Annotated in this window: 16 protein-coding genes; 9 read left to right on the plus strand and 7 right to left on the minus strand. The window is 63.9% G+C overall.

The features are described 5' to 3' along the window. Positions 1–68: 68 nt before the first annotated feature. Entirely contained in the window at positions 69–2171 is a 2103-nt protein-coding gene (locus tag EN749_RS03355; RefSeq protein WP_128362562.1) for a bifunctional rhamnulose-1-phosphate aldolase/short-chain dehydrogenase, read from the minus strand. 184 nt (positions 2172–2355) lie between these two features. Between EN749_RS03355 and EN749_RS03360 the strand changes: the two genes are divergently transcribed. From EN749_RS03360 to EN749_RS03390, 7 genes are all read left to right on the plus strand, one after another. After that, on the plus strand, positions 2356–3165 hold the full coding sequence (locus tag EN749_RS03360; RefSeq protein ID WP_127397397.1) for a DeoR/GlpR family DNA-binding transcription regulator: 810 nt from the start codon (positions 2356–2358) through the stop codon (positions 3163–3165). A gap of 55 nt (positions 3166–3220) precedes the next feature. Then, entirely contained in the window at positions 3221–4216 is a 996-nt protein-coding gene (gene rhaS, locus EN749_RS03365; protein ID WP_013533599.1) for a rhamnose ABC transporter substrate-binding protein, read from the plus strand. Between the two features lie 84 nt (positions 4217–4300). Further along, positions 4301–5842, plus strand: a complete 1542-nt coding sequence (locus EN749_RS03370; RefSeq protein ID WP_128362563.1) for a sugar ABC transporter ATP-binding protein — start codon at positions 4301–4303, stop codon at positions 5840–5842. Beyond that, on the plus strand, positions 5839–6813 hold the full coding sequence (locus tag EN749_RS03375; protein ID WP_128362564.1) for an ABC transporter permease: 975 nt from the start codon (positions 5839–5841) through the stop codon (positions 6811–6813). Before EN749_RS03370 ends, EN749_RS03375 begins: the two co-directional genes overlap by 4 nt. Further along, a complete protein-coding gene (locus EN749_RS03380) occupies positions 6810–7805 on the plus strand; it encodes an ABC transporter permease (protein ID WP_127396711.1) in 996 nt (331 codons plus the stop codon). The genes EN749_RS03375 and EN749_RS03380 overlap by 4 nt, the downstream gene beginning before the upstream one ends. After that, a complete protein-coding gene (gene rhaM, locus EN749_RS03385) occupies positions 7805–8122 on the plus strand; it encodes an L-rhamnose mutarotase (protein WP_128362565.1) in 318 nt (105 codons plus the stop codon). The genes EN749_RS03380 and rhaM overlap by 1 nt, the downstream gene beginning before the upstream one ends. Next, the gene (locus tag EN749_RS03390) at positions 8119–9495 is read left to right on the plus strand and encodes an FGGY-family carbohydrate kinase (RefSeq protein ID WP_127396710.1); all 1377 of its coding nucleotides are present in this window, start codon (positions 8119–8121) and stop codon (positions 9493–9495) included. The genes rhaM and EN749_RS03390 overlap by 4 nt, the downstream gene beginning before the upstream one ends. Here the strand turns inward: EN749_RS03390 and EN749_RS03395 are convergent, their stop codons facing one another. The 3 genes from EN749_RS03395 to galE all read right to left on the minus strand — a co-directional run bounded on the left by EN749_RS03395 (position 9496) and on the right by galE (position 13675). Beyond that, entirely contained in the window at positions 9496–11322 is a 1827-nt protein-coding gene (locus EN749_RS03395; RefSeq protein ID WP_127271726.1) for an alanine racemase, read from the minus strand. Between the two features lie 2 nt (positions 11323–11324). After that, entirely contained in the window at positions 11325–12575 is a 1251-nt protein-coding gene (locus tag EN749_RS03400; RefSeq protein ID WP_128362566.1) for a D-amino acid dehydrogenase, read from the minus strand. Between the two features lie 104 nt (positions 12576–12679). Then, on the minus strand, positions 12680–13675 hold the full coding sequence (gene galE / locus EN749_RS03405; protein ID WP_127320762.1) for a UDP-glucose 4-epimerase GalE: 996 nt from the start codon (positions 13673–13675) through the stop codon (positions 12680–12682). A gap of 267 nt (positions 13676–13942) precedes the next feature. On the opposite strand from galE, the gene hemA reads away from it, so the two are divergent. Continuing rightward, positions 13943–15220 (plus strand): 5-aminolevulinate synthase, encoded by a 1278-nt coding sequence (gene hemA, locus EN749_RS03410; RefSeq protein WP_127270796.1) that lies wholly within the window; start codon positions 13943–13945, stop codon positions 15218–15220. A gap of 73 nt (positions 15221–15293) precedes the next feature. On the opposite strand, the gene EN749_RS03415 is transcribed toward hemA, so the two are convergent. Both EN749_RS03415 and mscL read right to left on the minus strand, forming a co-directional pair. Beyond that, positions 15294–16460, minus strand: a complete 1167-nt coding sequence (locus tag EN749_RS03415) for a pyridoxal phosphate-dependent aminotransferase (protein ID WP_127399275.1) — start codon at positions 16458–16460, stop codon at positions 15294–15296. Between the two features lie 112 nt (positions 16461–16572). After that, positions 16573–16995, minus strand: coding sequence for a large conductance mechanosensitive channel protein MscL (gene mscL / locus EN749_RS03420; RefSeq protein WP_027038576.1), 423 nt, complete (start codon positions 16993–16995; stop codon positions 16573–16575). Between the two features lie 250 nt (positions 16996–17245). Here mscL and EN749_RS03425 point away from each other — a divergent pair, with 250 nt between their 5' ends. Further along, complete coding sequence (locus EN749_RS03425) at positions 17246–20755, plus strand: PAS domain-containing hybrid sensor histidine kinase/response regulator (RefSeq protein WP_128362567.1); 3510 nt, start codon at positions 17246–17248, stop codon at positions 20753–20755. Positions 20756–20799: 44 nt separating this feature from the next. Here the strand turns inward: EN749_RS03425 and EN749_RS03430 are convergent. After that, on the minus strand, positions 20800–21658 hold an 859-nt coding region (locus tag EN749_RS03430), incomplete at its 5' end, for a LysR substrate-binding domain-containing protein (RefSeq protein WP_128362568.1).

Raw genomic sequence — 21658 nt, forward strand, 5'->3', positions numbered from 1 at the left:
CAGCGCTGCCCCTCATCCGCCTGCCGGCACCTTCTCCCCGTATAGTGACGGGGAGAAGGGCGAAGCGGCTAGCGCGTAAAGCTCTGGGCGTTGCCCGCGTCGACATTGATGATGTTGCCGGTCGACTTGGCCGACATGTCGGACGCCAGGAAATAGATCGCTTCGGCGATGTCTTCCGGGAAGACCGAGCGCTTCAGCATCGAACGCGAGCGATAGTGCTCCTCCAGATCGTCGGTCGACATCTTGTAGGCGGCGGCGCGCTGTTCCTTCCACTCGCCAGTCCAGATCTTCGAGCCGCGAAGCACCGCGTCCGGGTTGACGACATTGACCCTGATCTGCGCCTCCGCGCCCTCCAGCGCCAGGCAGCGGGCGAGATGGATCTCGGCGGCCTTGGCGGTGCAATAGGCGGCGGCGTTGGGCGATGCGGCAAGGCCGTTCTTGGAGGCGACGAAGACGACGTTGCCGCCGATCTTCTGCGCGCGGAACAGCCGGAACGCTTCCCGCGAGACCAGGAAGTAACCGGTCGACAGGATGTCCATGTTCTTGTTCCACAGCGCCAGCGTCGTCTCCTCGATCGGCGCCGAGGAGGCCAGCCCTGCATTCGACACCAGAATGTCGATGCCGCCGAACTCGACCGCTGTCTCGGCAAAGCCGGAGATAACCTGGTCCTCCGACGTGACGTTGATCAGCACCGGGCGGACGAAATCCTTGCCATAGACCTTGGCCAGTTCGTCATTGGCGCTGGCCAGCGCTGCCTCGTCTATGTCGGCCAGCACCACGCAGGCGCCTTCGCGCAGCAGCCGGTTGGCCGTGGCGCGGCCGATGCCGCCGGCGCCACCCGTGACCAGCGCGATCTGGCCGGCAAGCGACTTCGGCTTCGGCATACGCTGCAGCTTCAGGTCCTCGAGCAGCCAGTATTCGATGTCGAAGGCTTCCTGTGCAGGCAGGCCGACATAGGACGAGACGGTCGAGGCGCCGCGCATGACGTTGATGGCGTTGACATAGAATTCGCCCGAAATGCGCGCCGTCGCCTTGTCGCCGGCGAAGGTGAACATGCCGACGCCGGGCATCAGGTAGACGACGGCATTGGGATCGCGGATGGCGGGCGAGTCCGGATGCTTGCAGCTGTCGTAGTAGGCCTGGTAGCCGACGCGATAGGCTGCGATGTCGTCGGCAAGCCGCGCAATCACCGCATCGACATCGGGCTTGGCCGGATCGAATTCGATGACCAGCGGGCGGATCTTGGTGCGCAGGAAATGGTCGGGGCACGAGGTGCCGAGTGCCGCCAGCGGGCGCAGATCCCTGGAATTGACGAATTCGAGCACGGCGGCGGAATCATCGAAATGGCCTGTTTTGTGGCTCTTCTCCGAGATCAGGCCGCGAATCCTCGGCATCAGTTTGGCCGCGATGGCACGGCGCTCGGTGGCGTCGAGTGCCTTGACCACTTCACCGCCAAAGATAGCGACACCCTCGGAGCGGGGCTCGAACCATTCGATCGCCTGGTTGATCACCGAGATCGTCGTCTCGTAGCATTCCCTGGGGGTGTCGCCCCAGGTGAACAGGCCGTGGCTTTCCAGGATGACACCCTTGGCATCGGGGTGTTCGAGGCAGAATTTCTCCAGCCACAGGCCGAGTTCGAAGCCCGGGCGCTTCCACGGCAACCAGCCGATGGCGTCGCCGAAGATTTCTTTCGTCAGCGCCTTCGAATCCTTCGCGGCGGCAATGGCGATGATGGCATCGGGATGCATGTGGTCGACAAAAGGCTTCGGCACGTAGGCGTGCAACGGCGTGTCGATAGAGGCCGCGCGTGGATTGAGGTTGAAGGTGCAGTGCGGCAGGAAGCCGACCATTTCATCTTCGTGCTCGACGCCGCGATAGAGACCTTTTAGCGCGCGCAGCTTGTCCATGTAGAGCGTGGCAAAGCCGTCCAGCTTGATCGAGGCGCTGTCGCCGCCTGATCCCTTGACCCACAGCACTTCGACATCCTCGCCGGTGAGCGGATCCTTCTGCCAGATCTTCGACGACGTGTTGCCGCCGCCATAGTTGGTGACGCGCTTGTCGGAACCAAGTGTGTTCGAACGGTAGACCAGAAGTTCCGGCCCGCTCATAGCGTGAGCCTTGGCCTCATCCCACAGATTGGCGAGGCGCGCGCCGGTGCGCTTGTCGAGCATATGCAATCCTCCCAAAGGCACGCAAAAGGCGCGGCCATTTGGTCCGAATTTCCGCGGAAGCAGCCGGCTTGTCAATCACAAACGATCAATATCGATCATATTGCACTGCACAATGAAATTATATGATCGGAAATGATTGACACTGCGCGTTTTGGGTGCCTAGATGCTCAGGCAGGGAGGAACCATGCACGAAAAAGAGCGCCACAGGATCATTCTGTCCGCCGTCCAGGAAAAGCCTGTGGTGACGGTGCAGGAGATGGTCGACCTGACGGAGTCCTCCGAGGCGACGATCCGGCGCGATATCGCGGCTCTCCACGTCCAGAAGCGGCTGCGGCGCGTGCGCGGCGGCGCCGAGGCAATCTCGCCGCCGCAGTTCATCGGGCTGGCCGGCCGGCCCTTTTCCGTCAACGAAACGATCAACGCCTCGCAGAAGCGGTCGATCGCGCGTGAAGCGGTAGAGCTGTGCAAGGACGGCGAACCAATCATCATCAATGGCGGCACCACCACGTTCCAGATGGTGCATTTCCTGACCGGCCGCCGCATGCCGATCTTCACCAATTCGTTCCCGATCGCCGAGCACCTGCTCAAGCACTCCAAGAACACGGTGATGCTGTCGGGCGGCACCATTTATCGCGAGCAGAACATCATCCTGTCGCCCTTCGACAATGACGTGACGCGCAATTTCTATGCGCGCCGCATGTTCATGGGCGCGCAGGGTCTGGGGCCGCTCGGCCTGATGGAGGGCGATCCGCTTTTGATCCAGGCGGAGCAGAAACTGATCGACCAAGCCGACGAGTTGGTGGTGCTGGTCGATTCCTCGAAATTCCGCAAACGCTCCAGCCTGATCCTGTGCGGCCTGTCGCGCATCGCCACCGTCATCACCGATGACGGCATCGAGGATCGCGAAGCCAAGATGCTGGAGACCGCGGGGGTGACGCTGATCGTCGCCCGCACATCCGCGACCAACAAGGAAGAATCTTCACTGCAGGCCTGAGGCCAACTCGCGCTCGCAGCGACGATGGAATGCAACGCTCAAGGGAGGAAATTCGATGAGCTTCTTGAAGAAATTGATGGTGACGGCTGCATTCTCAGCCGCCATGTTCGTGAATGCCGCCTATGCCGAAAACGTCAAGATCGCACTGGTGGTGAAATCGCTCGGCAACGGCTTCTTCGATGCCGCCAACAAGGGCGCCGAAGAGGCGGCCAAGGAACTCGGCGATGTCGACATCATCTACACCGGCCCGACCAAGGCGACCGCCGAAGCGCAGATCGAAGTGGTCAATTCGCTGATCGCGCAGAAGGTCAACGCCATCGCCATTTCGGCCAATGACGCCGACGCCTTGGTGCCGGTGCTGAAGAAGGCCATGGAACGCGGCATCACCGTCATCTCGTGGGATTCGGGCGTCGCTAAGGAAGGCCGCCAGCTTCACCTCAACCCGTCCGATACCGGCCTGATCGGTGAGACCATCATCAAGCTTGCCGCCGACCACCTGCCGGAAGGCGGCGAGGTCGCCATCCTGTCGGCCTCCTCGACCGCCACCAACCAGAACGCCTGGATCGACGCGGCCAAGAAAATCCTGCCGGAGAAGTTCCCCAAGATCAAACTCGTCGCCACCGTCTATGGCGATGACGATTCGGCCAAGAGCACCGACGAAGCCAAGGGCCTGTTGAAGTCCTATCCGAACCTCAAGGCGATCATCGCGCCGACCACCGTCGGCGTCGTCGCCGCCGCCCAGGTCGTCACCGACGAGAACCTGATCGGCAAGGTCAATGTCACCGGCCTCGCGCTGCCGTCCGAGTTCAAGAAGTTCATCGACAACGGTTCCAGTCAGGCGGTTGCCCTGTGGAACCCGATCGACCTCGGCTACTCGGCCGTCTACCTCGCCCATGATCTGGCGGTGAAGAAGGAAGAGGCGAAGCCCGGCGCCACGCTGTCGATCGGCCGCGTCGGCAAGGTCACGCTCGACGACACCAACTCGGCTGCGATGGCTCCGCCCTTCCAGTTCGACAAGTCGAACATCGAAAAGTTCTCCAAGATCTATTGATCTGGAGTTCTCTAGAGCTGACGCGGCGGGGCTCACGTCCCGCCGCGACTTTAAACGAACCTTGTTTCAGGGCTTGATACGATTATGGACACGACAGCCCAACACAGCGCGGTGAAGGAGCGGCCTCCGGCCCCGGCTCCACGCCTGACGCTGTCCGGCATCTCAAAAAGCTTTCCCGGCGTGCGCGCGCTGCACAATGTCAGCCTGTCGCTCTACCCCGGCCAGGTGACGGCGCTGATCGGCGAAAACGGCGCCGGCAAGTCGACGCTGGTCAAGATCATGACCGGCATCTACCAGCCCGACGGAGGTACCATCAGCATCGACGGCCAGGCCGTCACCCTGCCCAGCGCGCATGCCGCCTTTGGCCATGGCGTCACCGCCATCCACCAGGAAACCGTGCTGTTCGACGATCTGAGCGTCGCCGAAAACATCTTTCTCGGCCATGCGCCGCGCACGCGTTTGCGCACCATCGACTGGCGCACGATGCGCAAAAATGCGCGCGAAGTGCTCGACACCATGCATGCCGGCCATATCGACGCCGACGCGCGGTTGAAGGACCTCGGCATCGCCAACAAACATCTGGTCGCCGTCGCGCGCGCCATGTCGATCGACGCGCAGATCGTCATCATGGACGAGCCGACCGCCGCGCTCTCGATGAAGGAGATCGAGGAGCTCTTTTTGCTGATCGAGTTCCTCAAGAGCGACGGAAAGGCGATCCTGTTCATCAGCCACAAGTTCGACGAGATCTACCGTATCGCCGACCGCTACACGGTGTTCCGCGATGGCGAGATGGTCGGCGAAGGCCTGATCAAGGATGCCGGCCAGAGCCAGATCGTGCGCCTGATGGTCGGCCGCGCGGTCGATCACATCTTCCCGCAGCGCAAGGCCGAGATAGGCGCGCCGGTGCTCTCCGTTTCCGGCCTGTCGCATCCGACCGAATTCAACGACATTGGCTTCGAACTGCACAAGGGCGAGATCCTCGGCTTCTACGGCCTGGTCGGCGCCGGCCGCAGCGAGGTGATGCAGGCGATATCGGGCATCACCCGCACATCAGCCGGCACGATCACGCTGGAAGGCAAGACGCTCGCGCCGAAATCGGCGGCGGATTCGATCGATGCCGGGATCGTCTACGTGCCCGAAGAACGCGGCAAGCAAGGCGTGGTGATCGGCCTGCCGATCTTCCAGAACGTCTCGCTGCCTTCACTCAAGCGCACATCGAAGTCCGGCCTGCTGCGGCTGTCGGAGGAGTTCGATCTGGCCCGCTCCTACACCGAGCGGCTCGACCTCAGGGCCTCCTCGCTCAGCCAGGACGTCGGCACGCTGTCGGGCGGCAACCAGCAGAAGATCGTCATCGCCAAATGGCTGGCGACGTCGCCCAAGGTGATCATCCTGGACGAGCCGACCAAGGGCATCGACATCGGCTCGAAGGCCGCCGTGCACGGCTTCATGGCCGAGTTGGTGGCGCAAGGCCTGTCGGTGATCATGGTGTCCTCCGAGCTGCCCGAAATCCTCGGCATGTCCGACCGCGTCGTGGTCATGCGCGAGGGGCTCGTCGCGGCGGTCTACGACAACAAGGGGTTGGACGCCGAGACGCTGGTTCGGACGGCAGCGGGGATCGCGGCATGAAGGCTTTCCTGAAATACCGTGAAATCTGGCTGTTGGCGGCCATCGTCGTGCTGATCGGCCTGATTTCGACGCGTTTCCCGGCCTTTGCCGACCCCGGCAATCTGCGTCAGGTGTTCAACGACACCTCGATCCTGATGATCCTGGCGCTCGGCCAGATGGTGGTCATCCTGACCCGGTCGATCGATCTGTCGATGGCGTCCAATCTCTGCTTCACCGGCATGGTGGTGGCGATGCTGAACGCCGCGCATCCGGCGATCCCGATCCCGCTGCTGATCGTCATTGCGCTGGCCGTCGGTCTGGCGCTCGGCGCCATCAACGGCCTTTTGGTCAGGCGGCTGAACATCCCTTCGATCGTGGTGACATTGGGCACGCTGACCATCTATCGCGGCGCGACCTTCGTGCTGTCCGGTGGCGCCTGGGTCAATGCCGACAAGATGAGCCCGGACTTCATCGGCTTTCAGCGCGCCGCCTTCCTCGGCATTCCGGTGCTGTCGTGGATCGCCATCCTGGTCATTGCGCTGTTCTTCGTCCTGATGACGCGCACCGCGCTCGGCCGCTCGATCTATGCCATCGGCGTAAACCCGACGGCTTCCGTCTATGCCGGCATCGATGTCGGCCGCACCAAGTTCATCGTCTTCTGCATCTCCGGCATGATCGGCGGCCTGTCAGGCTATCTCTGGATCTCGCGCTATGTGATCGCGTCGGTCGAGGTCGCCAATGGCTATGAGCTCAACATCATCGCCGCCTGCGTCATCGGCGGCATCTCGATCGCCGGCGGCATCGGCTCGGTCGGCGGCGCGGTGCTCGGCGCATTGTTCCTCGGCATCATCTCCAACGCGCTGCCGGTCATCAACATCTCGCCCTTCTGGCAGATGGCGATTTCTGGCAGCGCCATCATCCTGGCCGTCGTGCTCAATGCGCGCGGCGAACGCCAGCAAGGCCGCATCATCCTCAGAAAGGTGGAGGCGTGACCGACATCCCTGCCCCGCGCCACATTCCCGACCGGCTCGACAAGCCGTTCCGTTCGGCGATCTTTTCCTGGGAAGCGCTGCTGGTCGTTGTGGCCGTCGCCATCTTCGCCATCAACAGCTTCGCCTCGCCCTATTTCCTCGACCCGTATTCGCTGTCCGATCTCACCTTCAATTTCACAGAGAAAGGCCTGATCGCCTTCGCCATGGCGCTGCTGATCATCTCGGGCGAGATCGATCTGTCGGTGGCCGCCATCATTGCGCTGGCGTCGACGATGATGGGCATGGCGGTGCAGGCCGGCGCCGGCACGCCGGTGCTGGTAGCGATCGGCATCGTCGTCGGGCTCGGCTGCGGCGCCTTCAACGGTCTGCTGGTGACAAGGCTCGGTCTGCCGTCGATCGTCGTCACCATCGGCACGATGAGCCTGTTTCGCGGCATCGCCTTCATCATCCTCGGAGACCAGGCCTACAAGGGCTATCCCTCAAGCTTCGCCTTCTTCGGCCAGGGCTATGTCTGGTGGGTGGTGTCGTTCGAGCTGGTGCTCTTCCTCATTGCGGCCGTCGTCTACTGGTTCCTGCTGCACCGTACGAGTTTCGGCCGACGCGTCTTCGCCATCGGCAACAATCCGATAGCTGCGCAGTTTTCCGGCGTGCGCGTCGGCCGCACCAAGTTCATCCTGTTCTGCCTGACCGGGCTGATGTCGGGCATCGCCTCGGTGCTGATCACCTCGCGGCTCGGCTCGACGCGGCCATCGATCGCGCAGGGCTACGAGCTGGAAGTCATCACCATGGTGGTGCTCGGCGGCGTCAGTATCCTCGGCGGCGCCGGCAGCATTGTTGGGGTCGTGCTCGCAGCCTTCATCATGGGACTGGTGACCTTCGGGCTCGGCCTGCTCAATGTGCCCGGCATCGTCATGTCGATCTTTATAGGTCTGCTGCTGATCATCGTCATCGCCTTGCCGATCGTCTGGCGGCGATTGCGCGGAGGGCGCTGATGCCGCAGAAATACGCGTTCAAAATGAAGCTGAAGCCCGGCATGAAGGCCGAGTACAAGAAGCGCCACGACGAGATCTGGCCGTCACTGGTCGCGCTGCTGAAGCAGGCCGGCGTCTCCGATTATTCCATCCATCTCGACGAGGAGAGCAATATCCTGTTCGGTGTTCTGTGGCGGCGTGACGACCACGGCATGGACGAATTGCCCGGATATCCGGTGATGCAGCGCTGGTGGGCTGAAATGGCCGACATCATGGAAACCAGGCCGGACAACGAGCCGGTGGCCGTGCCGTTGGAAACCGTGTTCCACATGGCATGAGTGCGATGCGCCACATCGCCGTCATCGACATCGGCAAGACCAACGCCAAGGTGGCGCTGGTCGACCTCGCGACGTTGAGCGAGGTGGCGCTGCGCCGCATGTCCAATGCGCCGGTGCGACAGGCGCCCTACCCGCATCACGATGTCGAGGCCTTGTGGGCATTCATCCTCGAAAGCCTTGCCGGTCTCAACCGCGAACAGCGCATCGACGCCATTTCGATCACCACCCATGGCGCGACCGGCGTGCTGGTCGACGCGGCGGGTGAACTGGTGCTGCCTGTGCTCGACTATGAGTTCGATGGCCCTGATAGACTGGCACCGGATTATGACGCGATCCGCCCCCCTTTCGCCGAGACCGGCACGCCGCGCCTGCCGCTCGGCCTCAATCTCGGAGCACAATTCTTCTGGCAGCAGAAAAGCTTCCCGGCGGAATTCGCCAGGGCCGCCGCGATGCTGATGTATCCGCAATACTGGGCGTTGCGCCTGACCGGTGTCGCCGCCAACGAGGTGACTTCGCTCGGCTGCCACACCGATCTGTGGAACCCTTGGACGGCGGATTTTTCATCATTGGTCGACAGGCTGGAATGGCGCGGGCTGATGGCGCCGGTGCGGCCGGCCAGCGACCGCCTCGGCCCGATCCTGCCCAGTGTTGCGATGCGAACCGGACTGGATCCGCAAACGCCGGTGTTCTGCGGCCTGCATGATTCCAACGCCTCGCTGCTGCCGCATCTTCTCTCCGACAAACCGCCTTTCTCCGTCGTCTCGACCGGCACCTGGGTGGTGTCGATGGGGGTCGGCGGCAAACAGATTGCGCTGGATGCAGCGCGCGACACGCTGGTCAATGTCAACGCACTCGGCGATCCCGTTCCCTCGGCGCGCTTCATGGGCGGCCGCGAGTTTTCCGTGCTGACAAAGGACCAGCCGGAGCAGTGGACCGAGGATGATGTCGGCGCCGTGCTGGCGCGAAAGATGCTGCTGCTGCCGTCGACCCAGCAAGGCTCGGGGCCGTTCCCGCACCATGCCGCGGCATGGGTCAATGCCGACGGCCTGAACAGCGGCCAGCGCTTTGCCGCCATCTCGTTCTATCTGGCATTGATGACGGCAACCTGCCTCGAGTTGATCGGCGCGGACGGCCCGACCACGGTCGAAGGCCCCTTTGCCCGCAACCGGCTCTTTGTCGGCATGCTGGCGGCAGCCACGGCGCGCGCCGTTGTTGGGTCCGAGGCCGCCACCGGCACCAGCATCGGCGCCGCGCTGCTGGCATCCGATCGGCCGGCGACGCACGGCAAGGGCGAAAGAATAGAACCGCCTGTAGACCCGGCCTGGGCCGACTATGTCAGCGCATGGCGGGGGGCAGTCGAAGCGCAGGGCTGATCAGAGAATCCGTTTGCCGAAAGCCGACATGACGAAGTTGACCGCGTCGGTGCCGATCCGCGGCTCCAGATCCGCCGTCAGGCCCGAAACATCCATCGACAGCAAGCCACCGGAGAGCGCGATCGCCTCCATCGCCTGGTGCGTTTCGCGCACGGTCAGCCCGCCGGAGCCCGCAGCCCAGCCGGCGAATTCGGTTGCGGTCGGCGAATAGCTGACATGAAAGCCTTGCGTGCCTGAGGTGGCGATGCGGATCGCTTCATGCATCAGGTCGCGCATGCCCATGGCGTCGATGTCGGTCATGGTGAAGGCCGACACGCGCGAATCCTTCAGCACCCGCGCCTCGGCCGGATCGGCGTGGCGCAGGCCGACGATGACGACATTTTCCGGCGACAGCTGCGGCTGCAGCGCGCCGGCCTTGTGATCGAGCCCGAGCGATCGCGCCAGGACCGAACATTCCGGCAGGTCGATGCCCTCCTCGTCCTCTGGCATCAGGGCGGCGATGGAATCGATCCAGATCAGGCCGAAAGAATGCGTCGCGCGCGCCGTCGCGGTCAGCGCCTTGTGGGCGATGCGACGATCGACGCCGGCAATCAGCCGGACCAGCCCCGATGGCGGCCGCTCGACATCGGCGAGTTCCACCACGTCGAAGTTCATCGCTTCCAGCCGGGCGCCGGTGCTTTCCCGGGCCAGGATGCCGGCGGCCCCCTGCCCGGCCGTGATCTGCACCATCTTACGGCCGGAAAAATCCTCGACGTCGTGCATCGGGGCCTTCTCGACATATTCCGAGGTCATCGCCAAAAGCATGGCGCCATAGCTCATGCGGAAGGCGACGCGGTCGCCGACGGAGGGCCTCGGGTCGGCATCGGCGACATCCAAAAGCAGATGATCGCTGGAGGCGCCGAGCACCCTTATCCCCCTGGCGATCGGCGTCAGTCCCTCGACCAGCACATCCTCACGGCCGATATTGGCGATGGCGCGCAGCCTGTCGCCTTCGTCGGGGAAGACCGGCTGGTTGCCGAAGGCGTCGTAACCCGATTGGCCGATCGGCCGTGACGGCTTGAGCTTGACCTCGATGATGTCGCTTGTCAGCCGGCAGGCATCGGGTTCGAGCTCCGCCCACGGCGTGTCGCGGAAGGTCTCGACACCACCCTGCAGGATCGCCTCGCCGACCCGCAGGTTGTTGATGCCGGCCGGCAACCTGCCTTCGAGCAGCAGCGGCAGCGACGACGAGGCGCCGCCGGAGATCACGTCGAGGCTTCTGCCGGACAGGCGCTCGGTCTTGTAGGCGTGGGCAACGAGCTGGCCGAGATTTTCCGGCGTCGGCATGATGGCGCCGAAGCAGCCGAGATTGGTGCCGATGCCGGCAATGCGAACGCCCTTGAACTGCAGTATCTGCTCGACGGTCGGGATCAGGTCGTTCGGCCAGATGCCTTCGCGCAGATCTCCGAGATCGATCATCAGCATGATGTCGTGGATGCGGCCCATGCGCTCGGCGATGCGCGATATCTCGCGGATGGTGGCGAGTTCCGACTGCAGACTGATGTCGACGGTGCGCACCACCTCCTCGACACGCGCCATCGGCGGGCTGCGCAACAGCATGATCGGCGCGTTGATGCCGCTGTCGCGCAGCCGGCGGATGTTCTCGAAACGCGATTCGGCGATGCCGGCGACACCGCCGCGCAACATGGCGCGCGCCACTTGCGGCATGCCGCAAGTGCCCTTGGTAACGCCGAACACTTTTATGCCCGACAGCGCGCAGCGCTCGACGATCGTGCGCGCATTGCGCTCGATGCGGCCAAGGTCGATAGCGACTTGCGGTCCCGACATCACTACCCCCCGTAGACCAGCCCCTGCGGGTCGATCTCCGGCTTGCGGCCGGAAACGAGGTCGGCAAGGAATTTCCCCGAGCCGCAGGCCATGGTCCAGCCGACATGGCCGTGGCCGGTGTCGAGATAGAGATTCTTGTAGCGAGCCTGGCCGATGACCGGCACCGAGTTGGGCATCATCGGCCGCAGACCGGCCCAGAACACAGCCTTCTTCTCGTCGAAGGCACCCGGGAAAAGATCCTTGCCGGTGCTGATGATCGTCTTGAAATCGGCGGGCTTGAAAGTTCGGTCGAAGCCGGTGAATTCAGCCGTCGAGGACATCCGCAAGCGGTTGCCCAGCCTGGAATAGCCGATCAGCCGGTCCTCGTCGGCGCCGCCCATGGTCGGTCCCTTGCTTTCGTCCTCCAGGGGAATCGTCGCGGTATAGCCCTTTACCGGATAGACAGGCAGGTCGATGCCGTAACGGCGCCCGAGCAGGCCGCTCTCCGGTCCCATCGAGATGACCACGGCATCGCCGGCGACCGGGCCGGCCGACGTCATCACCGCGCGCACATGATCGCCCTCGATGTCGAGGCCTTCGACTGTCGTGCCGAACAGGAATTTGACGCCGAGCTTCTCGGCAGCATAGGCGGCCAGCCTGTCGACAAACTGCTTGGAATCTCCGGTCTGGTCGGTTGGCGAATAGACGCCCCCGGCAATCTTGTCCTTGACGCCGGCAAGGCCTGGTTCCAGTTCGACCAGCCGGTCGCGGCCGACGATTTCGATCGGCAGGCCGTGCTTGGCAAGATAACGGTAATTGTCGGTACCGGTGTCGAGGCTCTTTTGCGAGCGGAAGAAATAGAGGATGCCCTTCTTGCGCTCGTCGTAGTGGATGCCGGTCGCTTCCGAAAGCGCATTGATGCAGTCACGCGAATAGAGCGCGAGCCTGAGCTTGATGTCGGTGTTGGCGCGCAGGCGCGCCACCGTGCACTGGCGCAGGAAACGCAGGCTCCAGGCGAGGAAATAGGGATCGAGGCGCAGCCTGACCTTGATGCCGAGATCATGGTTGTAGAGCCCGCGCAGGAAAGTCTTCAAAGCCGCCGGCGAGGCCCAGGCGGTGGCGTCACCCGGTGACACCAGGCCGGCATTGGACTGGCTGGTGCCTTGTGCCGCCGCCGGATGGCGCTCGATCACTGTCACCTCATGGCCGTCGCTGGCCAGATAATAGGCGGCCGCCGTACCGACGACACCGGCCCCGAGCACCGTTATTTTCATGCCATCCCCCAAGAATCCTCGCGGCGCGGCGCCTCCGCACCTTGCCGCGAACGCCTTCAATAGCGCTTCGCTGCCCGCCTTGCGAGCCCTTGGGAGAACCCGGCTCAGCCGCGCGCGGAGTTCTTGCCGGTCAAGATGCGCTCCCAGGCGAGCGCGTCGGCGACGATCTGGTCGAGATCGTCGCGTTGCGGGGTCCAGCCGAGTTCAGCGCGGGCGAGATCCGAATTGGCGACCACCGCCGCGGCGTCGCCGGGACGGCGATCGCCCATCTTCACCTCGAAATCATGGCCGAAGGCGCGGCGCACGCTGTCGATGACCTCGAGCACCGAGTAGCCATGGCTGTAGCCGCAATTGGCGACGAGGCTTTGTCCCCCGGCACGCAGCCGCTGCAAGGCCAGGCGATGCGCCGCCGCCAGGTCGCTGACATGGATGTAGTCGCGCATGCAGGTGCCGTCCGGCGTCGGATAATCGGTGCCGAACACCTGCATGAACGGCCGCTTGCCAAGTGCCGTCTCGCAGGCGACCTTGATCAGATGGGTGGCGCCCGGCGTCGACTGGCCGGTGCGGCCCTTCGGGTCGGCGCCGGCGACGTTGAAGTAGCGCAGCGCGGTATAGCGCAGGCCATGCGCGATCGACGCGTCGCGCAGCATCCACTCACTCATCAGCTTGGACAGGCCATAGGGCGATTCCGGCGACAGGCGGGCGTCCTCGCGCACCGGCTCCAGCCCGGCCCCGCCATAGACGGCGGCGGTCGATGAAAAAATGAAATTGGGCACGCCTTCGCGCACCGCGGTTTCGATCAGCGTGCGCGTCTTCGAGGTGTTGTTCTCGTAGTAGCTGAGCGGGTCGGCGACCGATTCCGGAACCACGATCGAGCCGGCGAAATGAATGATCGCGTCGACCTTGTTCTCCCTGATGACCGAGCCGACCAATTCCCTGTCGGCGACGTCGCCGACGACCAGCTTCGCCTCCGGCGCCACCGCCCATTCAAAACCGGTGGAAAGGCGATCGAGGACGACCACGCTCTCGCCGGCATCAAGCAACTCCCAGACCATGTGGCTGCCGATATAACCGGCACCGCCTGTAACCAAAACCGTCATCCGCGTCCTCGCTTATCCAAGATTTATCGGAAACTGTCTCAACCCCCGCTCTACTGGAAAGCCCGCCTCATAACCATTGAAACCGTGGTAACCGGCATCGCCGGCTAGGGGCATCGTCCTGAAACAAAGTTGATCCACATCAAGGGAATAGGCCACGATCCGTGATCGTTAGGAACAGGTCCGGGGCGTGGCATTTTGACCAAAAAGGCCAGGTGGACGACCAACAGGCCAATGATTATGATCCCGCGCAAAAATTGGGAAGCCTATATGAACTATCAGCGGTTCTTCGAGGAAGCGATCGACCAGCTCCATGCCGAGCGTCGCTACCGCGTTTTCGCCGACCTGGAGCGGATCGCGGGCAAGTTCCCGCGCGCCATCTGGCGTTCCAATGGCCGCGCCGAGGAAATCACCGTCTGGTGCTCCAACGACTATCTCGGCATGGGCCAGCATCCCGACGTCATCGCCGCGTTCCAGAATACCGCTGGCAAGATGGGTTCGGGCGCCGGCGGCACCCGCAACATTTCCGGCACGTCGAACCCGCTGGTCGAGCTCGAGGTGGAGCTTGCCGACCTGCACGACAAGGAAGCGGCACTGGTCTTCACCTCCGGTTTCGTCTCCAACGAAGCCTCGATCTCGACCATCGCGAAGCTTTTGCCCAACTGCCTGATCATCTCGGACGAACTGAACCACGCCTCGATGATCGAAGGCGTGCGGCGTTCCGGCGCCGAGAAGAAGATCTTCCGCCACAACGACGTCGCGCATCTGGAAAGCCTTTTGCAGGCGGCTGGACGCGAACGCGCCAAGCTGATCGTCTTCGAAAGCGTCTACTCGATGGATGGCGACATCGCGCCGATCAAAGAGATCGTCGAGCTCGCCGAGCGCTACAACGCCATGACCTATATCGACGAGGTCCATGCCGTCGGCATGTACGGGCCGCGCGGCGGCGGCATCACCGAGCGCGAAGGCCTGGCCGACCGCATCGACATCATCGAAGGCACGCTGGCCAAGGCGTTCGGCACGCTGGGCGGCTACATCACCGGCACCAGCGCCGTGATCGACGCCGTGCGTTCCTATGCGCCGGGCTTCATCTTCACCACGGCACTGCCGCCGGCGATCGCGGCTGCCGCGACCGCGTCGATCCGCCATCTCAAGCGCTCGCAGGCCGAGCGCGACGCCCAGCAGCAGCAGGCGAGCCGAACCAAGCAGATCCTGTCGGCCGCCGGCCTGCCGGTGATGGACTCGCCGACCCACATCGTGCCGCTGCTGGTCGGCGATCCCGAGGCCTGCAAGATGGCCAGCGACCGCCTGCTCGGCGTGCACGGCATCTACATCCAGCCGATCAACTACCCGACCGTGCCGCGCGGCACCGAGCGGCTGCGCATCACGCCGACGCCGTTCCATTCCGATGCACTGATCGCCGAATTGCAGGATGCGCTGGTCGAGACCTGGGATGCGCTCGGCATCCCCTATGGCTCCGCCGGGCGGCCTTCGGTGGCCAAAAGCGACCGCATCATTCCCCTGCTGGTCCCCAAGTCAGGTGGCTGAAGCCGTTTGAAACTCTACTCCGGCGGCTATCTGGCTCGCCGGAGCGATTTTCAATCCGCGCTTCGTCGACGGCTCAAACTACCTTCATCCACTTCGCCAGCCGGTGTGCCGCTTCCTCGACCTGATCGAGGCGGCGGTGGAAACACAACCGCAAAAACGCCTCGCCGCCGGGGCCGAAAGCGGTGCCTGGCGCCAGGCCGACATTGGCCTTGTCGACAATGTCGAAGGCAGCGGTGCGTGAATCGGTGATGCCGTCGACAGTGAAAAACAGATAGAACGCGCCCTGCGGCACCGTGAACCGGGCGCGGCCGGTGGCGCCGAGAATGCCGCAGACAAGGTCGCGCGCCTTGCGCGCCCGCTCCACCTGTTCGGCAACGAAGGCATCGCCCTCGTCAAGGGCGGCGGCCGCGCCGCGCTGCATGAACTGGGCGACGCCGGAGTTCGAATACTGGATCAGGTTCTCGAACACCTGCTGCAAGCTCGGATGCGTCTTGATCCAGCCGACGCGCCAGCCGGTCATCGCCCAGTTCTTGGAGAAGGAGTTGACGTACAGGATGCGGTCTTCCGCCGACGCGATGTCGAGGAAGGACGGCGCGCGGCCGTGGCCATAGTGGAAAAGCGAATAGATCTCGTCGGCGATGATCCAGAGGTTTTTCGCGCGTGCCAGATTGAGGATGGCCTGCAAGGTCTCATGATCGGCGGTCCAGCCGGTTGGGTTCGACGGCGTGTTGATGAACAGCGCCTTTGTGCGCGGCGTGATCGAAGCCGCGATCTTCTCGACGTCGCAGGACCAGCCATTGCCGGAATGATCGAGCGTGACCGCGACTGGAATGGCTCCCGCTATCGCTGCCGCGGCATCGAAATTCGGCCAGGCCGGCGACAGATAAACCACCTCGTCGCCCACGCCGGCGAGCGCGTCGAGCGCCAGCTGGATGGCATGCATGCCGGAGCCGGTGACGATGAATTCTTCCTCCGGGAAGGTCTTGCCGAAATGCCTGGCATAGTATCGGGAGAGCGCCTGCCTGAGATCGGGGATGCCCCTTTGCCAGGTGTAGAATGTCTCGCCGCCGGCCAGCGCCTTCGACGCGGCATCGGTGATGAAGGCTGGCGTCGGCAGGTCGCCCTCGCCGGCCCAGAGCGGAATCATGCCTTCGCGCAGGCGGCCGTAATTGACGACGGCGACAATGCCGCTTTCGGGTGCCGCACGGGCCTCGGTACGCAAGCTGTCGATCAGGGTCATTGGCGGGTCCGTTTTGATCTGCGGTTTTCGTCAGCGGTCCTTACCAGATGCGAAAACAGAAAACCCCGGCCGCGAACGACCGGGGTTTTGGTCCAGCAAATGCCGCCCGTGGTCAGCGCCTGGCGAGCAGATCGCGAATTTCAGTGAGCAGCGCGACGTCGGCGGGCGGCGGAGCGGCCGGTGCAGCGGGCTTCTCGCGCTCAAGCCGCTTGCGCATGTTGTTCACCGCCTTGACCATCAGGAAGATGATGAAAGCGAGGATGAGGAAGTTCAGCGCCACGGTGATGAAGCTGCCATAGGCAAAGACCGCGCCCTGCTTCTTGGCGTCCGCCAGCGAGGTCGCGTTGACGGCTGAGGACAGTCCGAAGAAATAGTTGTTGAAGTCCAATCCGCCGAAAATTGCACCGACGATCGGCATGATGATGTCGTTGACAAGGGAATCGACGATCTTGCCGAAGGCCGCGCCGATGATGACACCGACGGCCAAGTCCATCACATTGCCCTTGGAAATGAATTCTTGGAATTCTTTCAGCATTCGACCCTCCTTGTCGTGACCGGCCGAACTGCCGTTTCCGTCCTTGCGGCATCGACCTGAGGCAACATAACAAAAACCTGCGGTTGCAACATCGGCAAAAAAGAGAAAGCAACCGGTTTCTCCTTACCCGGCGGCACTCCCGGAAACCGCGGCCTTCATGCACCCAAAGCCGTGATGGACTCGGAAGCCAAGCTGTGATTGCGTCTGGGCAAGCCGGGTTGAAATTCGGCACAGGGAGGATCTTGCCGGCGTGCAGGGCTTGTTCATCGTCATCATCGCGATCGCCTATGTGACGCTGCTGTTCGCCATCGCCAGCCTGGGCGACCGCCGCTCGGCCATTTCAGGGCCGAGTCGAGCCCGGCCCTTCATCTACGCGCTCAGCCTGGCGATCTATTGCACGTCCTGGACCTTCTTCGGTTCGGTCGGCCTCTCCTCCGAGCGCGGCCTCGAATTCCTCGGCATCTATACCGGCCCGGTGCTGGTGTTCGTGTTCGGCTTTCCGCTGCTCAACCGCATCGTGCGGCTGGCCAAGACCGAGAAGATCACCTCAATCGCGGATTTCCTCGGCGCGCGCTACGGCAAGAGTTTCACCGTCGCGGCGATCGCCACGTTGATCGCCACCATCGGCGCGGTGCCCTATATCGCGCTGCAGTTGAAGGCGATCTCCGGTTCGGTCAGCCTGATGGTCGAGCACTATACGGGATCGCCGCCTTCGTTCGATCCCTTCGTCAGCGACATCTCGTTGGTCGTCGCCATGCTCCTGGCGCTGTTTGCGGTGCTGTTTGGAACCCGTCACGCCGACGCCACCGAACACCAGGACGGGCTGGTGCTGGCGGTGGCGGGCGAAACCGTGGTCAAGCTCGCCGCCTTCCTGGCGATCGGCCTGATGGTCACCTTCCTGATCTTCGGCGGCCCGGGCGACATGTTCGACAAGCTCGCCGAGAACGCGCAGGTCCGCCAGGCGATGAGCTACAACACTTCGCTCGCCACCTGGCTGGTGCTGACTTGCCTCAGCGGTTTTGCCATCATCATGCTGCCGCGGCAGTTCTACGTCACCATCGTCGAGAACCGCGGCGAGGCCGAACTGCGCACCGCGACATGGGTGTTCCCGCTCTATCTCGTTGCGATCAACCTGTTCGTGCTGCCGATCGCCTTCGCCGGCCTTTCGCTGGTCGGCACCGGAACCAGCAGCGATCTCTACGTGCTGTCGCTGCCCCTGTTCAGCGGCCATGATGTGCTGGCGATGGCGGCTTTCATCGGCGGCCTGTCGGCGGCGACGGCGATGGTGATCGTCGAAAGTGTGGCGCTGTCGATCATGATCTCCAACGACCTCGTCATTCCGCTGTTCGTGCGCCGCCTGCTCAAGACCTCGACCTCCGAGACCGAGGACTGGTCGACGCTCATCCTCAATGTGCGGCGCGGGGCGATCTTCATCCTCCTGTTCATCGCCTTCCTCTACTACCGCGAGAGCACCGACAGCGCGCGACTGTCGTCGATCGGCCTGATGTCGTTCGCGGCCATCGCCCAGTTCGCGCCCGCCCTGATCGGCGGGCTGATCTGGCGCGGCGCCAACGGCCGGGGTGCGGCACTCGGCATGGTCGCCGGCATCCTCGTCTGGGGCTACACGCTGCTGTTTCCGTCGCTTGCCGCCCCTGATACCGGCATCATCGTGCATGGGCTGTTCGGCTTCGAGGCCTTGCGGCCGCAGGCCCTGTTCGGCACCGTCGCCGAACCGCTGAACCACGGCGTGCTGTGGAGCCTGTCGCTCAACGCGGTGTTCTTCGTGCTCGGTTCGCTGTCGCGCGCATCGGTGCCGCTGGAACGCATCCAGGCGTCGATCTTCGTGCCGCGCGATGCCGGCCCGATGCCAAGCCTGCGCCGCTTCCGCACCGCCATCACCGTCAACGACCTCAAGGACACGATCGGGCGCTATCTCGGCGTGGAGCGCACCGAGCGCTCCTTCCAGTCGTTCGAAAAGACCAACGGAACCTCGCTGCACGGCAATGAGCAGGCGAGCATGGACGTCATCCGCTTCTCCGAGCAATTGCTCGCCAGCGCCGTCGGTTCCTCGTCGGCGCGGCTGATCCTGTCGCTGCTGTTTCGGCGCCACGACCGCGAATCCCGAGATGCCTTCCGCTTGCTCGACGACGCCACCGAGGCGCTGCAGCACAACCGCGACCTGTTGCAGATCGCGCTCGACCAGATGGAACAGGGCATCACCGTCTTCGACCGCGATTTCCGCCTGATCTGCTGGAACCGCCAGTACCGGGCGCTGTTCGACCTGCCCGACGAGATGGGCCAGGTCGGCGTCTCGCTCGACCGCATCCTGCGCCATCTCGCCGAACGCGGTGACATCCCCGCCGATCAGCGTGTGGCCATGCTCAACCGGCTGACCAGTTTCGTCAGCCCATGGCAGATGGAACTGAAAACCTCGGGCCGCATCCTGGAGCTGCGCTCCAACCCGATGCCGGACGGCGGCATCGTCGCCACCTATGCCGACATTTCCGGGCGCGTCGAGCAGGACCTGGCGCTGAAGCGTGCCAATGAATCGCTGGAGCAGCGCGTCAAGACCCGCACCATCGAGTTGACCCGGGTCAACGAGGAGTTGACCCGGGTCAATGAGGAGCTGGCGCAGGCGCAGATGCTGGCCGAGGAGGCCAATCTCGGCAAGACGCGCTTCCTCGCCGCCGCCGGCCACGACATCCTGCAGCCGCTCAACGCCGCCCGGCTCTATTGCTCCTCGCTGATCGAGAAGGCCGGCAAAGGGCCTGCCGGCAAGGCCGCCGTGAACATCGAATCCTCGCTGGAATCGGTCGAGACCATCCTCGGCGCCGTGCTCGACATCTCCCGCCTCGACGCCGGCGCGATGAAGCCGGACGATACCGCCTTCAACCTCGACGGATTGCTGCGCCAGATCGGCAACGACTTCCGGCCGCTCGCCGCCGAGAAGAAGCTCGCGCTGACCATCATGCCGTCATCGCTGACAGTGACGACGGACCGCAATCTGCTGCGCCGCCTGATCCAGAATCTCGTCTCCAACGCCATCAAATACACGCGCCACGGCCGCGTGCTGGTTGGCGTCAGACGGCGCGGCGATTTGGCCGAGATCCAGGTGATCGACACCGGCATCGGCATCGCCGGCGACAAGCTGAACACCGTCTTTCGCGAATTCACCCGGCTCGACGAGGGCGCGCGCGAGGCCGAGGGCCTCGGTCTCGGCCTCTCCATCGTCGACCGCATCGCCCGGGTGCTGCGGCTGGAGATCCGGATCTTTTCCAATCCTGGCAAGGGCACGCGCTTCTCCGTCATCCTGCCCGTGGCGGCCGTGCAGGAACCGCGACGCGAGATCGACGCCAGGGTTCCTGCCCGCGCGACGGCTTCGCTGGCCGGGCTGCACGTGCTGTGCATCGACAACGACGCCCGTATCCTCGAAGGCATGCGGCTCCTGCTCGAAGGCTGGGGTTGCAACGTCGACACCGTGTCCAGTTCAAAGGATCTGGAGACCGCGAAGATACACCGCCCGGACATCGTCCTTGCCGACTACCATCTCGACGGCGAAACCGGCCTCGATATCATCGTCAGGCTGCGCGCGATCCATGGCGACACCCTGCCGGCCGTGCTGGTCACCGCAGACCGCTCCAATGAGGTGCGCACGGCCGCCGGCGGGCTCGAGATTGCGGTGATCAACAAACCGCTCAAACCAGCGGTGCTGCGCTCCATGATGGCCAGGGTCAGGCCGCTGGCACCGGCGGCCGAATAGCATCAAGGGCGCCCGGTCTCAGCCCTAGTGTCCGAGGGGGAGTCCTAAGCCGGTCCGTCGACCATCTGGGAACTGCGGAACCGAGGCCGTCCGGCATTGCCCGCCACAGGCGGACGATGCTCGCGAAAGGCCATTGCAAGCGTCCTCAGCGCCTCGCGGGACTTGGCGTCCGTCAGCGTCGAAAGCAGCACGATCTCGGAAGGCGGCAGCGCCGGCAGCCCGAATTTCCGGCTGACCTCGATGGTGCCGGACGGGGCAAGCCGGCAGGAAAATACCGAGGCTGCGAGGCCGGCCGAGACGGCTTCGGCAACGGCGAAGGAGCCGCAGCCGAGGAACACCTCCGTCCACGGTATTCCGACAGCGTCGAGCGCGCGGGTGGTGATGTTACGAATACCGCAGGATGGCGAGGATGCCGCCAGGCGCAGCGGCTCGTCGGCCCGGTGGACGAAGTCGGGCGCGGCGTACCAGCCGAAATGTTCGGGCGCCAGCACTTCACCATCGCGCCGGTCGTCCTCCCGGCGGATGATCGCCGCGTCGATCTCACCGCGATCGAAAGCGTCCAGCAGGTCGCGCGAATCATCGAGCCGCACTTCGATGGTGAGCGCCGGGTCATGCGCATTGAGCCGCGCCAGCAATGTCGGGACTTCCGCGCCCCCGACATGGGTGGCGATGCCCAGTGTGAAGCGGCGGCGCACCGAAGACAGGCTGGCAATGGCGCGATCGTGTGCCGCGAGGAAGTCGCGTGCGGGCTGGAGAAACACCGCGCCCTGCGCCGACAAGCGCACCAGCCGAGGCGTGCGCTCGATCAATTTCTTGCCGACGCGCTCTTCCAGCCGCTTCAGCTTCACGCTGATTGCCCCTTGCGTGCTGCCAAGAGCCTCTGCCGCACGCGTAAAGCTCTGA

Origin of the sequence: Mesorhizobium sp. M7A.F.Ca.ET.027.02.1.1, assembly GCF_004022985.1 — a bacterium.
GTDB lineage: Bacteria > Pseudomonadota > Alphaproteobacteria > Rhizobiales > Rhizobiaceae > Mesorhizobium.